The organism is Lysobacter sp. P5_C4 (assembly GCF_054049695.1).
This window is the reverse complement of the sequence record NZ_JBFULX010000001.1, coordinates 447277-459398: the sequence shown is the minus strand read 5'-3', so window position 1 is coordinate 459398 and position 12122 is coordinate 447277. Positions and strand designations below refer to the sequence as shown.

At 65.3% G+C, this 12122-nt stretch carries 13 protein-coding genes; 11 read left to right on the top strand and 2 right to left on the bottom strand.

Going from position 1 to position 12122, the window contains the following annotated elements:
- Positions 1-29: 29 nt before the first annotated feature.
- Both ACXJJ8_RS02120 and ACXJJ8_RS02115 read right to left on the bottom strand, forming a co-directional pair.
- A complete protein-coding gene (locus ACXJJ8_RS02120; protein WP_499026603.1) occupies positions 30-920 on the bottom strand; it encodes an RNA polymerase sigma-70 factor in 891 nt (296 codons plus the stop codon).
- Positions 921-1018: 98 nt separating this feature from the next.
- Positions 1019-1498, bottom strand: coding sequence for a carboxymuconolactone decarboxylase family protein (locus tag ACXJJ8_RS02115; protein WP_499026601.1), 480 nt, complete (start codon positions 1496-1498; stop codon positions 1019-1021).
- A 141-nt stretch (positions 1499-1639) separates the two neighbouring features.
- Here ACXJJ8_RS02115 and ACXJJ8_RS02110 point away from each other — a divergent pair, with 141 nt between their 5' ends.
- From ACXJJ8_RS02110 to ACXJJ8_RS02060, 11 genes are all read left to right on the top strand, one after another.
- Positions 1640-1876 carry a sigma factor-like helix-turn-helix DNA-binding protein gene (locus tag ACXJJ8_RS02110; protein ID WP_499026600.1) on the top strand — a complete coding sequence of 79 codons (237 nt, stop codon included), beginning with the start codon at positions 1640-1642 and terminating at the stop codon, positions 1874-1876.
- Positions 1873-2910: a LysR family transcriptional regulator gene (locus tag ACXJJ8_RS02105; RefSeq protein ID WP_499026598.1), complete on the top strand. Its 1038-nt coding sequence runs from the start codon at positions 1873-1875 to the stop codon at positions 2908-2910. Before ACXJJ8_RS02110 ends, ACXJJ8_RS02105 begins: the two co-directional genes overlap by 4 nt.
- 32 nt (positions 2911-2942) lie before the next feature.
- Positions 2943-3713: an SDR family oxidoreductase gene (locus ACXJJ8_RS02100; protein ID WP_499026597.1), complete on the top strand. Its 771-nt coding sequence runs from the start codon at positions 2943-2945 to the stop codon at positions 3711-3713.
- A complete protein-coding gene (locus ACXJJ8_RS02095; protein ID WP_499026596.1) occupies positions 3710-4222 on the top strand; it encodes an Ohr family peroxiredoxin in 513 nt (170 codons plus the stop codon). The genes ACXJJ8_RS02100 and ACXJJ8_RS02095 overlap by 4 nt, the downstream gene beginning before the upstream one ends.
- Positions 4219-4425 carry a hypothetical protein gene (locus ACXJJ8_RS02090; RefSeq protein ID WP_499026595.1) on the top strand — a complete coding sequence of 69 codons (207 nt, stop codon included), beginning with the start codon at positions 4219-4221 and terminating at the stop codon, positions 4423-4425. Before ACXJJ8_RS02095 ends, ACXJJ8_RS02090 begins: the two co-directional genes overlap by 4 nt.
- 570 nt (positions 4426-4995) lie before the next feature.
- Positions 4996-5649: a DUF1120 domain-containing protein gene (locus ACXJJ8_RS02085; RefSeq protein ID WP_499026594.1), complete on the top strand. Its 654-nt coding sequence runs from the start codon at positions 4996-4998 to the stop codon at positions 5647-5649.
- Between the two features lie 58 nt (positions 5650-5707).
- Positions 5708-6352: a DUF1120 domain-containing protein gene (locus ACXJJ8_RS02080; protein ID WP_499026593.1), complete on the top strand. Its 645-nt coding sequence runs from the start codon at positions 5708-5710 to the stop codon at positions 6350-6352.
- Between the two features lie 109 nt (positions 6353-6461).
- Positions 6462-7178 carry a fimbria/pilus chaperone family protein gene (locus tag ACXJJ8_RS02075; protein ID WP_499026592.1) on the top strand — a complete coding sequence of 239 codons (717 nt, stop codon included), beginning with the start codon at positions 6462-6464 and terminating at the stop codon, positions 7176-7178.
- Positions 7179-7311: 133 nt separating this feature from the next.
- Positions 7312-9888 carry a fimbria/pilus outer membrane usher protein gene (locus tag ACXJJ8_RS02070; RefSeq protein ID WP_499026591.1) on the top strand — a complete coding sequence of 859 codons (2577 nt, stop codon included), beginning with the start codon at positions 7312-7314 and terminating at the stop codon, positions 9886-9888.
- Positions 9889-9915: 27 nt separating this feature from the next.
- Positions 9916-11049: a DUF1120 domain-containing protein gene (locus tag ACXJJ8_RS02065; RefSeq protein ID WP_499026590.1), complete on the top strand. Its 1134-nt coding sequence runs from the start codon at positions 9916-9918 to the stop codon at positions 11047-11049.
- A 63-nt stretch (positions 11050-11112) separates the two neighbouring features.
- Entirely contained in the window at positions 11113-12120 is a 1008-nt protein-coding gene (locus ACXJJ8_RS02060; protein ID WP_499026589.1) for a bestrophin family protein, read from the top strand.
- Positions 12121-12122: the final 2 nt, after the last annotated feature.

Genomic DNA, 12122 nt, shown 5'->3' with positions numbered 1-12122 from the left:
TGCGCATCAATGAAACGGATGAGTGAAACTCAGGCGACCTGCAGCGAGCGGTGCGCGCGGATGCGGGCGAGTTTCTCCGGATTGCGCTGCACGTAGACGCGCTGGATGTGTTCGCCGTCGCTGACGAAGGATTGCGCGGATTCGAGTTCGCCGTCCAGGTAACGCAGGATGCCGATCGCGCCGTTGATTTCCACCAGCTCGATGCGCAGGTGGTTTTCTTCGCGGCGCAAGGTGGGCGCGAAGAGCAGTTGCGCGACGCGCTCGCCGCCGACCAGCGGCTTGGGGAAACTGTTGACGAAGCCACCGCCGTCGCCGACGAGCTCCGCCGATTCGGACATCATCGACCTCAGGCCGGTGAAATCGCCGCGCGAGAGGGCATCGGCGAAACGGCGCATCAGGCGCTGGTGCGCTTGCTCGGTGACGAGGTAACGCTTGCGGTCTTCGGCGAGTTGCCGCTTGGCGCGATGCACGATCTGGCGCGTCGCCGCCTCGGTCTTGCCGAGGGTCTTCGCGATGTCCGCGTAATCGGCTTCGAAGACCTCATGCAGCAGGAAGGCAGCGCGCGCGTCGGGCGCGAGGCGTTCGAGCACCGTGAGGAAGGCGATCGACAGGTCGTTGGAGATTGCGTTGACTTGCTCCGGCGTTGCCGGGCCATCGGTGAGGACGGGCTCGGGCAGCCACATGCCGACGTACTGCTCCCGCTGCGCATGCGCCGAGCGCAAACGGTCGATCGCGCGGCGCGTGGTGGTCGCGATCAGCCAGGCTTCGGGGTTGTCGATCGCGGCCTTGTCGGCCTCGTGCCAGCGCAGCCAGACATCCTGCACGGTGTCTTCCGCTTCCGCGGACGACCCGAGCATGCGATAGGCCGCGCCCAACAGGCGCGGCCTGAGTTGGCCAAAGATCTCGGTGGCGTCTTCCATATCGAAACGACGATTTGGAAAGACGCATTGTGACATCCGCCGCGCGTAGCGGGGGCCTGGCCTCAATCCACGGGAATGCGCGCCGGCTTGTTCCCCGCTCAGGACAGGTTGGCGCGCGTCAGACCGTAGGCCTTGTCCATCGACCCGGGCACCGCCGTGAAGCCGACGCTGATGCGGTTCCAGGCGTTGATCGCCACGATGCAGAACGTGAGGTCGGACAACTCTTTTTCCGACAGGTGTTCGCGCACTGCGTCGAAGGTCGCCTGCGGCACGCCGTGCGGCGGCAGCGTGGTGAGCGCTTCGGTCCATTCCAGCGCGGCACGTTCCCGCGGGGAGAACAGGTTGGACTCGCGCCAGATCGCGAGGTGATACAGGCGCAGCGGCCGTTCACCGTGGATCGTCGCTTCCTTGCTGTGCATGTCGACGCAGAACCCGCATCCGTTGATCTGCGAGGCGCGGATATTGATGAGGTCGATGATCGACGTCTCGATCGCGCCCTTGTGGGCGAGAAGGCTGAACTCGACGAACTTCTTCACCAGTTCGGGCGAGGTGGCGTTGTAATCGATGCGCAGGGACATGGGGCGTGGTTCCGCGTTGAAGTTGCCAGGCAATCTAGGCCCGGTGGCCCGCGAGCGGTAGCCGTTCGTCCGGATACGGGCTGTTGCGCGGGGCGCATCAATCGCCTGTCACAGGGGCGGGCGCCCATTCGTCTTCGAGGCATGGACCAGCCTCCTTCCACCCGCGTGTGGTCCGAATTCCTCGCGGTGCTGGCGCAATTGCCGCCGACCACGCGCGCGGTGTTCCTGCTGCACGCGGTGTTCGATGCGAGCGATACGGATGTCGAACGCCTGACCGGCGTGCGTAGGGATGCATGCGCGCAGCACCTGGAGCAGGCGCGAGATGTCGTGCGTGCGCATGCACGCGCGGAAACCGATTCGAAAGGTGAGATCCCATGAGCCCATTGCTGCAGGCGCACACCCCGGCGCACGATCTGCTCACCCATAGCCTGTCGACGAGCTACGCCGGCGTCGTGGCCTTCCTCGCGGTCGCCACCGAAGGCAGCTTCGCGCGCGCGGCCGACCGGCTCGGCATCGGCCGCTCGGCGGTCAGCCGCAGCGTGCAGAAGCTGGAAGGCCAGCTGGGCGCGCGCCTGTTTTCGCGCACCACGCGTTCGACGTCGCTGACCGCGGAAGGCGAACGGTTCTACGACGGCTGCCGGCCCGGGGTCGAACGCATCCTGCTGGCGATGGAGGAAATGCGGGACCTGCGCGAAGGCGCACCGCGCGGGCAACTGCGGGTGTCGGCGACATGCGGCTTCGGTCGCAAGGTCGTCGCGCCGCTGCTGTCGCGGTTCCGCGCGTTGTACCCGGACGTCGAAGTGGAACTGGTGCTGGACGAGCGGCCACTGGACCTGGTCAACGACCGCATCGACGTCGCCTTTCGTGAAGGCTCGCTCGAAGACAGCCAGGTGATCGTCAAGAAGCTGATCCCGATGCAACTGGTGGTGTGCGCATCCTCGGAGTACGCCGCATGCCAGGGCTTGCCCGAGACGATCGACGAACTCGCGCAGCACCCCTGCATCAACCAGCGCGCCGCCAACGGGCGCCTGCAGCCGTGGGGGTTCAAGGTCGACGGCAAGCCGATGTCGGCAACTCCGCACGGCGGGCTCACTTTCAACGATGCCGAACTCACGCTGGACGCCGTGCTGCGCGGCGACGGTCTCGCGCAACTGCCGGCCTACCAGGCATGCGATGCATTGCACGACGGCCGACTGGTGAGCTGCCTGCGCCAGTACGCACCCGACGACCGCGGGCATTACCTCTGCTATCTCAGCCGGGATCAGTTGCCCAAGCGCGTGCGCGCGTTCATCGATTTCATGACGACGGAGATCCGCCGGATCGACCTCGACACCCTGCCGCGCGATTGGTGCGCGGAGAGCAACACGCTGGCGCCGATGGCGGGCCTACTCGCCAGCGCCAACGATTCCTAGCATCGACCTCACGAACTACACGGAGTGCGCACATGAAAATCCTCGTCATCGGTGGCACCGGCCGCATCGGCAGCAAGGTGGTGCAGCGGTTGCGCGACCAGGGGCACGACGTTACGGCGGCGGCGCCGCAGACGGGCGTCGACATTCTGACGGGCGACGGGCTCGACGCGGCGATGCAGGGCACGAACGTCGTCGTCGATCTGTCGAACTCGCCGGCATTCGACGAAGCGTCCGCATCGTCGTTCTTCGAAACGGCTGGCAAAAACATCGTGGCCGCGGAGAAGCGCGCCGGCGTCGCGCATCACGTCGCGCTGTCGGTCGTCGGCACCAGCACGCGCGCAAATGGCTACTTCCGTGCGAAAGACAAACAGGAAGGGCTGATCCGCGCTTCGGGCATTCCGTACACCATCGTGCATTCGACGCAGTTCTTCGACTTCCTGCCGGGCATCATCCAGTCGGCGACCGAGGGCAACACCGTGCGTCTGCCGTCGGCGCTCGTCCAGCCGATCGCGGCGGACGATGTCGCCGACGCCGTGGCGCGCACCGCATTGCAACCGCCGGCGAATGCGAGCCTCGACATCGCCGGACCGGAGCGGGCGCCGCTGTCGGAGCTGGCGCATCGCTTCATGGAACGGGTGAAGGACTCGCGCGACGTCATTGCCGATCCGCATGCGTTGTATTTCGGCGGCGCGTTGTCGGAAGAGACGCTCGTGCCCGCGGGGCAAGCGTGGCAGGGCGCGCTCGATTTTGATCGTTGGTTCGCGCAGTCCGACTACGGCCGGAGTCCATCGGCCAACGCATGACACGGCTCGCGCCCCCGTCGACGCAGTTGCTGGACAAGTTCTTCGGCGATCAAGCGCAGCCGTTGTACACCGGGCGCGTGGTCGTCACCGGCGGCGAGGCGGCGCATGGGCGTGCCTCGGGCGTCGTGCGCACCGGCGACGGCGCGCTGTTGGCGCAACTGCGCTTGCCGGTCGAACTCGGTGGCCCCGGCGGCGGCAGCAATCCTGAAGAGCTGCTGGCCGCGGGCTACGCGGCGTGTTTCCACGGCGTCATGAGTTTGCTCGCCACGCGTTGTGGCCTGGTGGTGCACGACGCGAGCGTGGAGGCGTCGGTGACGTTCGCACGCGACCCGATCGACGGCCTGTTCCTGCTGTCGGCGGAGCTGCACGCGCACCTGCCGGGTGTCGAACCCGGCCTGGCCGCAGAACTCGTGCGTCAGGCCGAGCGCTTTTGCCCGTACGCAAAGATGTTCCGCCAGGGCATCGAACACATCGTGGTCCTGGCGCCTGAAACCCAGGTGTCGTCATGACGTTGTATTACGAGAAGATCCGTTCGTCCAAACGACTGCTCGCCTGGGTCGAGGACCGCATTCCGCTGCTGTCCTTCACCGCCGCGCACACGGCCGACCACTACGCGCCGAAGAACTTCAAAGTCTGGTGCGGTGGGGTGTACACCGCGTTCGGCATTGAGCGCACCAAGCCGGTGCCGCGGCGCGTGACCGCGTCGACCTGACGCGCACCCACTGGATTCCTGTTTACGCGGCCGCGATCTTCGCGGCCGCTTTGCTGTGCGCGTGCAATGCGCTCACATCGTTCACATAAAAAACGCTTTCGCAGCAGAGCGAAACATCGCGTGCCCCGTGCGAACGGTCATGAATGCGCGCAGTTGCGCACTACGCATGCCACGTTGCCCATGAAGGCAATTTTCCGCGCATACCTTTTCGATCACGATGTCGAACATCGCGTTGTTGCCAATGCGATAAGCGAGTGATTCATTAGCGGCACGTCAGGCAGGGGTCGACACGGCTTGATGCAATGCATGGGGTGATGCGTGATGCAGGAAGCGCAACGTAATTTTTCGCGCGAGAAGTTTCCCTCAACTCTCCAGTCGTTTCGAGTGGGGCGACAGCGGATTGAGCAGATACCTTTGCCGCCGCTGACCGCGACCGAAGGGCGAACAGTCATGCAGTTGTAAACGGAAAGAACTCGCTGTCCACGTGCGATCCATCCGGTCGCGCGGTGCTGGCGTATCCCGGGGTCAGTCCCCTTTTTTCTCTCGTTGTCACTCGTTTGGAGATTTCTCATGAAGCTGCGTAACAACCTCCTGACTGCGGCGTTGCTCGCAGTCGCCGCCCCGGCGGCCTTCGCTCAAAGCACGGGCGATGTCAGCATCAGCGGCAGCATCGTGCCGGGTTCGTGCACCGTCACGTTGGCCAATGGTGGCGTCGTGGATCTGGGCCAGATCAACACCAGCGCGCTGTCGCTGGGGACCCCCACGTTCCGGCCTCCGCAAACCGTAGCGGCCAACGTTGTCTGCACTGCGCCGACGGTCATTGCCATGACGGCCTTCGACAATCGCATTGCGACCTTGCCTGTGTTCCACGCGAATTCCACGACGCGCTTCGGCTTGGGCCTTTCGAACGGCGCCACTGGCAACCCGCTCGGCACGTTCCTGATCCAATTGAACACGCCGGTGGCCGATGGCGCAGCCTCATCGTTCATCCAGAGCACCGATCTGGTCTCGTGGGTCGCCGCCGCCGGCGATTGGCAGAAGAGCAATGTGGCCACGAATACCCGGTATCGCGCGTACGGCACGGCGGGCAGCGGTCCGGTGGCGATCACGACGGGCGACTTCAACCTCCAGGTCACGGCCGCGATCGAGCCCACTTCGCTGATGAACCTGACGGCGGATGCTCTGATCGATGGTAGCGCGACGCTGGAAATCACCTACATCTGACGACCGTTCGCCAGCCCTGCGCTGGACGGCCCCTCTTTCGATTCTTCGGAGACATCCCATGAAGCTGCGTTATTCCTTCCTCGCTGCCACGATGCTGGTAGCCCTCTCGCCAATCGCCATGGCCCAGAGCACGGCCGACCTGTCGGTTGTCGGCACTATCGTTCCCGGTTCGTGCACGCTCACGCTCTCCAATGGCGGCAATGTCGACCTGGGTCAGATCGATCTCGCATCGCTGGATCCGCTGGCCCCGACGCCGCTGCCGGAGCGGGTGGTGTCGGTCGGTATCGCATGCGCCGCGGCCACGCGTTTCGCCACGCAGGCCACCGAGAATCGTACCGGTACGCAGTTTGAGGCGGGCGCCTCGTTCTTCGGTCTCGGCGAGACTACGGGTGGCAATCCGATCGGCTCGTATGAGCTCGTGGTGAGCAATCCCAAGGCCGACGGCGTCGCCGCGAACGCCATCGCTAGTGCTGCCGGCTCCAACTTGTGGACGGTGCCGGCGGGTGGCGTCAAGGTGGAGCACGGTGCAGGCAACCAAATCCTGACCGGTGTTCGCACGGGCGCGAGCGGTGGCCCGACCGTAATGACGAGTGCCAGCTGGGATCTACGCGTGCTGCCATCGATCGCGCCGACCGACACGCTCGCGCTGACGTCGATGGAAAGCATCGACGGTTCGATGACCCTGGACATCGTCTACCTGTAACTGCGTTGCAGCAGCCCGGTTTTCCGGGCGGCTGGTTTCTGCCTCCCCGGATCCGCCGGGGAGGCCTCTGGCTCTCTCGATTGCGCGTCTTCGGACGAGGAGAATTTCCGTGTTTCAGGTTTCCCGTGTGGGCTTGGTCGGAGCGGCGTTCGCCGTCCTGTTTGCGGCGACGGCCAGTTCGGCACGCGCTGACGGCATGGTGCCGCAGACCTCCGTCGTCATCGTCAACGAGGCCGACAGGGAGGCCAGCCTCATCGTCACCAACAGCGACAAGCGAGCCTCGCTGCTACTGGTAACCCTGCAGGACATTCCCGAAGACAAGGACAAGCTGCTCCGCGTCGAACCGATGGTGACGCGCGTCGAACCGGGAAAAACTCAAATGGTGCGCTTCATCCTGCAGACCAAGGAGCCGTTGAAGACACAGCGACTCAAGCGCGTCCTGCTGGAAGGCGTGCCGGACCGTGACAACAGCAAGCCCGGGCAGATGCGTATCGGCATCGGCGTACGCCAGAACCTGCCGGTGATCATCAATCCCGCGGGTCTGCCGAGGCGGGACGACCCGTGGACGCTGCTGTCCTGGTCGCGCGCGGGCAACGAATTGACGGTGCGCAACGACAGCCCTTACGTCGTACGCATGAGTCAGGAAGTGCACCTGCTTCCGGGTAACGCAACCGCGACGCTGCCGCGCGCGTACGTGCTTCCCGGCGAACACCTGAAGATGTCGCTGAAGGACGCGGCATCCTCCGCCGCCGCGAACAAAGTGCGCATCCAGCCCGCCACTGTCTACGGCTACATCACCGACAACTACGAAGCGCCGCTGAAGTGACCCTTGCCGACCACCTTTAGCCGAGCGCAATCAAGCAATGGATGTCGAGGTTCTCTCGCACCGGGAGGGCTTGCCGAGGAACCCTCTGTCATAGGCGCGCGGTACGCCGTCAGTGGCATCACGATGCATATGGATGACCGTTGTGACCATTCTTGAACCTACCGATGTCCGTTCCTGCGCACTGCCGCGCCGCCATCGCCTTGCGCTGGGCCTCGCCGTCGTCCTGACCTCGTCCAGCCTTGAGGCACTCGCGGCGGACACCGGCGACAACGACGGCATCGCGTTGACGGGCACCGGCGCCGCCAGCGGCATCGCCAACTTCGATTCGGAATTGCTGAAGCAGCGCGGCTTCGATCCCAAGCTCGCCGATTACCTCAAACAGGCGCAGCGCTTCACACCAGGCGTCCACCAAGTGTCGCTGGTCGTCAACGGCGTCAAGCGCGGCAAGACCATCGCGAGCTTCGATTCTGCGGGCGATTTGTGCCTCGACGCGACGGTGGCGGATGCCGCCGGGCTCAAGGCGCTCCCGAGTGGCAGCGCCCAGGCCGCGTGCCTGAGCCTCAAGGACGCGCACCCGTACGCACAGATCGACTTGCGCCCGGAAATCGGCGAAATCGGCCTGGTCGTGCCGCAGGATGCGCTGGTGCCGGAGAAGCGCGCCGCCATCCCGTTCGCACGCGGCGGCACCGGCGCCTTGTTGAATTACGAAGTGTTCGGCAGCCGCGCCGATTTCGCCGGAAGCAGCAGCGACAACCTGGTCGCGAATACCGAAGTCGGCCTGAACGCCGGCGACTGGATGGTGCGCAGCGCGCAGTCCTACAGCGATTCCAACGGCGTTAGCAACTTCGAACGGCGCCATACCTACGCGCAGCGCACGTTGATCAACGCGCGCTCGCTGCTGCAGATCGGCGACGTGACGATGGACAACGCCGTGCTGCCGGGCGCACTCGTCACCGGCGTGCAGTTGCTGCCTGAAACCTACCTGTCGCAAGGCGCGTCCGGCAGCGTCGACGGTATCGCGCAGAGCCAGGCGCGTGTCGACGTGCGCCAGTCTGGCGTGCTGATCTATTCGACGGTTGTGCCGCCGGGCCCATTCTCGCTGTCGAACCTGCCGCTGCTCGACAACATCTCGACGCTGCAGGTCACGGTGACCGAGGCCGACAACTCGGAGCGCCAGTTCTCCGTGCCCGCGGCCTCCGTTGCGAGCACGGCGACGGCGACTCCCACCGGCTACTCGCTGACCGTCGGCGAAGTGCGCGACACCAATGGCTACGGCGACAAGAAGCCCTGGGTGATCAGCGGCAGCGGCACGTGGCCGATGAAGAAATTCGGCACCGTGTCCAGCGGCGCGATGGTGGGCGAGGGCTACGGCGCGTTGGGCGTGGGCGCATTCGCACGCCTCGGCAAGGCCACCTCGCTCAACGGGCAAACGATCTTCACGCGTGCAACCGGCGAAGGCGTGTCGGGCGGACAGGTCAACCTGTCGATCCAGCAGCAGATCGTGGACCGCTTCAGCATCAATGCTTCCGTGCTCGAACGTTCGAAGCACTATCGCGACCTGCTGGACACGACGGTCGACCCGACCGTGCCTCCGGCCGATCGCAGCGAGTCGAGCTACAGCGTCGGCGGCAACTGGTCCGACCCGCGCCTGGGCAGCCTGGGCCTGGCATATACCAGTACGACGAGCTACCAGAACATCGACTACCAGCGCCTCACCGCGTCGTGGGGCAGGCAGTTCGGTCGCGTCTCGGTGTCGGCGAACGCCGAATGGAACCTCGACCACGCGTCCACTGCGAACGACAACGCCTTCTACATCAACGTGCGCATCCCGCTGGGGTCGACGAGCCGTTACATGACCACGACCATGAACCGCCGCGGCAGCGACGACCGCTATACCGTGAGCGTCGACGATCGCGTCAGCGACACCCTGCGCTATCGCGTGTCGGCGGAACACAACACGCGTTACGAGGCGACCAACACGCGCGTCGACGTCTCGATGCTGCCGCGCTACACGCAGCTGGATCTCGGGTACTCGCGCGGCTCCGACGGCGACAGCGGCAGCAATTACGGGCTGCGCGGTGGCGTGGCGCTGCACGGCGACGGCGTGACCTTGTCGCCGTATGCGATCCAGGACAGCTTCGCCATCGTGTCGGTGGGCGACGTGGCCGGCGTCAAGGTCAACACGCCTGCCGGCCCGGTGTGGACCGACTGGCGCGGGAAGGCCGTGGTGTCGCAACTCAACGCGTATCGCGTGAGTGCGATCGACCTGGTGCCGAAGACCTTGCCGCGCAACATCACGGTGGACAACGGGCGCCAGGAAGTCGAAGCCGGCCGCGGTTCCGTGCAGTACCTTCCGTTCGCGGTCGAAAGGGCACGCCGCGTGCTCCTGCTGGCCACGCTGCCGGACGGCAAGCCCGTGCCCCAGGGCGCGTCGGTGCTCGACAGCAAGCAGCAGCTCGTCACGATGGTCACCGACGGTGGCGAAATCTTCCTCACCAAGGATCCGGCGGGCGAAGCCTTCGAAGTGCATACCGTCGACGGCGGCGTCTGCACGCTCGAGTTCACGCTGCCTCAGACGCCGAACCTGGACGACTACTACGAGACGGCGAAGGCGCTGTGCCGCCCGGGCCGGCTGGACAAGAACAAGTTCGCGATCGGCCAATTGAGCGCGATCAGCCAGGTCACCACCGAAAAACAGAGTGACCACTAAGAGGGGATGCGAATGCGCGTTTCAAGAATGATGCAGTTTCCGCCGTTCGCGGCCTGTCTTGCGTTGCTGGGCTTGTTGATCGTCGCGGGCAACGCCGCGGCGCAAGCACCGGAATGCACCATGCGCGTGAGCGAGCCGGTCGTCGATTACGGCAAGTTGTATGGCGGCGACGCTACCCGCACGCTTCCCGCGCGATCGGTGCAACTGACGGTAGTGTGCCCGACGCCGATGGATCTCACGGTGTTCTACCGCGGCGTCACCGCGAGCCAACCGGAGCGCTTCCAGCTCGCCGACAAGGGCGCGTTTGCGCTCCGCGTGCGCGATGCGACGGTCGACGGGCAGCCGGTCGATCTCGGCGACGTGCCATCGACGGGCGCACGGCCCTCGCAGATCGGTCCGGTGCAGCCGCTGCTGCCCGGGCGCGGGCTTGCGCCGTATCGCGACGGGCAATCCGTCCATGGCATGACGCTATCGGCCACGGTGGACGTGGACACGCGGGTGGATCAACGCGCAGGAAGGCGCGTCTCGAAGGATGTGCCGATCGAAGCCCACGGCTTCTTCGAAAGTCCGGCCGCACCGGCGAAGGCCGCTTTCGGAATCGTCGCCGCCGCGGCGCCGGGCCCGTGCACCATCCGTTTCCCGAACGGCGGGGGGAACATCGATGTCGGCGATATCCCCCTAGCCAGTCTGTCGCCCACGGCAACGACCACCCTGTCTCGCAGAGACGTAGACGTACGCATCGACTGCAGCGCGCCCGCTGCCGTCGCGATGCTTGTGATCGACAATCGGCGCGGCACGGCATTGGGCGGCGCAATTCCGGAGTATTCGTTCGGCTTGGGCACCACGGCTGCAGGCAAGCCGATCGGCTACTACATCGTGACGGCCGACGTGCCGACGTTGGACGCCTCGCCGACCAATATCATCCAATCCACCCAGCTCTCCGGTCCCTACGCGGCCATCGGTGGGCGACCGTGGGCCGTGCCACACACCGGTGCCAACTACTTGGCCTTTGGTCCGACCACGGGGCCGCCCGCGATCGTGAGCATTTGGGCGACAGCAACGCTCTCCTTCAGCATTACGTTAGCGCCGCGCAACAATCTCGAAGTGAGGGGCCCGGAAACGATCGATGGCAGCATGACGTTGGAACTCGTCTACCCCTGAGTGGCCGCTTGTTTCGGGTTCTTCGGTTTCCATGGTGTGCCGCCATGATCCGGAGAGGGCGCCATGCTGATCGAACGCTCCTACACGGTCGCCGAGTTCCTGATGTGGACGCGGCGCAGCATCTACGTGCTGACCGTGCTCAGCACGGTGCCGGTATTGCTGTATGAAGTGGCGGGGCTGCATTTCCTGCAGATCCCGTTCCCCGTCGTCTTCCTGCTCGGCACCACGGTCGCGCTGTCGGCCGGGTTCAAGAACCAGCAGACCTACGGGCGCATGCAGGAGGCGCAAGCACTGTGGGCTTCGATCGCGAGTGGCAGCCGCGCGTTCGGCACGAGTTGCCGCGACTTGCTGCCCGATGCGGACGCCGCGCGGGTGCTGATCAACCGCCAGCTCGCCTGGCTGGCAGCGCTGCGCCATGCATTGCGCGAACCCAAGCCTTGGGAGCAGACGGAGAAATCGAACTTCGTCGAATGGCAGAAGTACTACAAGGTGCCGGAGCGCGAGAAGCCGCTTCCCTCCGAACTTTCGCGGTTCATCGTGGCGGACGAAGCGGCGCAGGTCCTCGCGTCGCGCAACCCGCCATGGCAGGTGCTGGCGCTGCAGAGTGCCGATGCGAAACGGTTGGCGGACGCCGGCACGATCCCTGCGAATGCGTTCGCCGAAGTGCAACGCGCGCTGCGCGAACTTGGCGACCTGCAGGGCAAGGTGGAGCGCATCAAGAACTACCCGTATCCGCGGCAGTTCGCCTTCATCCACTCGATGTTCGTCAGGATCCTGTGCGTGTTGCTGCCCTTCGGCATGATCAGCGAACTGGCGCGCCTGAACGCGGTGGTCGGGGAGTGGGCGAGTGGCTACATGGTGTGGCTGGCCATTCCGCTGAGCCTGCTCATCTCCTGGATGTACGTTTCGCTCGACGAGGTCGGCTCGAGCACCGAAAACCCGTTCGAATGCGGCGCGAACGACGTGCCGATCACGCAGATCTGCGAGGAGGTCGAACTCGACCTGCGTCAGATGTTGGGCGAGGTGCAACCACCCGCGCCATCGCGCCTGGAGAGCGGGATCGCGATGTAGGG

What these genes read in the sequence shown, in the direction of transcription:
- ACXJJ8_RS02120 (WP_499026603.1), bottom strand. Translation starts at nt 920, where the DNA reads ATGGAAGACGCCACCGAGATCTTTGGCCAACTCAGGCCGCGCCTGTTG.
- ACXJJ8_RS02115 (WP_499026601.1), bottom strand. Translation starts at nt 1,498, where the DNA reads ATGTCCCTGCGCATCGATTACAACGCCACCTCGCCCGAACTGGTGAAG.
- ACXJJ8_RS02110 (WP_499026600.1), top strand. Translation starts at nt 1,640, where the DNA reads ATGGACCAGCCTCCTTCCACCCGCGTGTGGTCCGAATTCCTCGCGGTG.
- ACXJJ8_RS02105 (WP_499026598.1), top strand. Translation starts at nt 1,873, where the DNA reads ATGAGCCCATTGCTGCAGGCGCACACCCCGGCGCACGATCTGCTCACC.
- ACXJJ8_RS02100 (WP_499026597.1), top strand. Translation starts at nt 2,943, where the DNA reads ATGAAAATCCTCGTCATCGGTGGCACCGGCCGCATCGGCAGCAAGGTG.
- ACXJJ8_RS02095 (WP_499026596.1), top strand. Translation starts at nt 3,710, where the DNA reads ATGACACGGCTCGCGCCCCCGTCGACGCAGTTGCTGGACAAGTTCTTC.
- ACXJJ8_RS02090 (WP_499026595.1), top strand. Translation starts at nt 4,219, where the DNA reads ATGACGTTGTATTACGAGAAGATCCGTTCGTCCAAACGACTGCTCGCC.
- ACXJJ8_RS02085 (WP_499026594.1), top strand. Translation starts at nt 4,996, where the DNA reads ATGAAGCTGCGTAACAACCTCCTGACTGCGGCGTTGCTCGCAGTCGCC.
- ACXJJ8_RS02080 (WP_499026593.1), top strand. Translation starts at nt 5,708, where the DNA reads ATGAAGCTGCGTTATTCCTTCCTCGCTGCCACGATGCTGGTAGCCCTC.
- ACXJJ8_RS02070 (WP_499026591.1), top strand. Translation starts at nt 7,312, where the DNA reads ATGACCGTTGTGACCATTCTTGAACCTACCGATGTCCGTTCCTGCGCA.
- ACXJJ8_RS02065 (WP_499026590.1), top strand. Translation starts at nt 9,916, where the DNA reads ATGATGCAGTTTCCGCCGTTCGCGGCCTGTCTTGCGTTGCTGGGCTTG.
- ACXJJ8_RS02060 (WP_499026589.1), top strand. Translation starts at nt 11,113, where the DNA reads ATGCTGATCGAACGCTCCTACACGGTCGCCGAGTTCCTGATGTGGACG.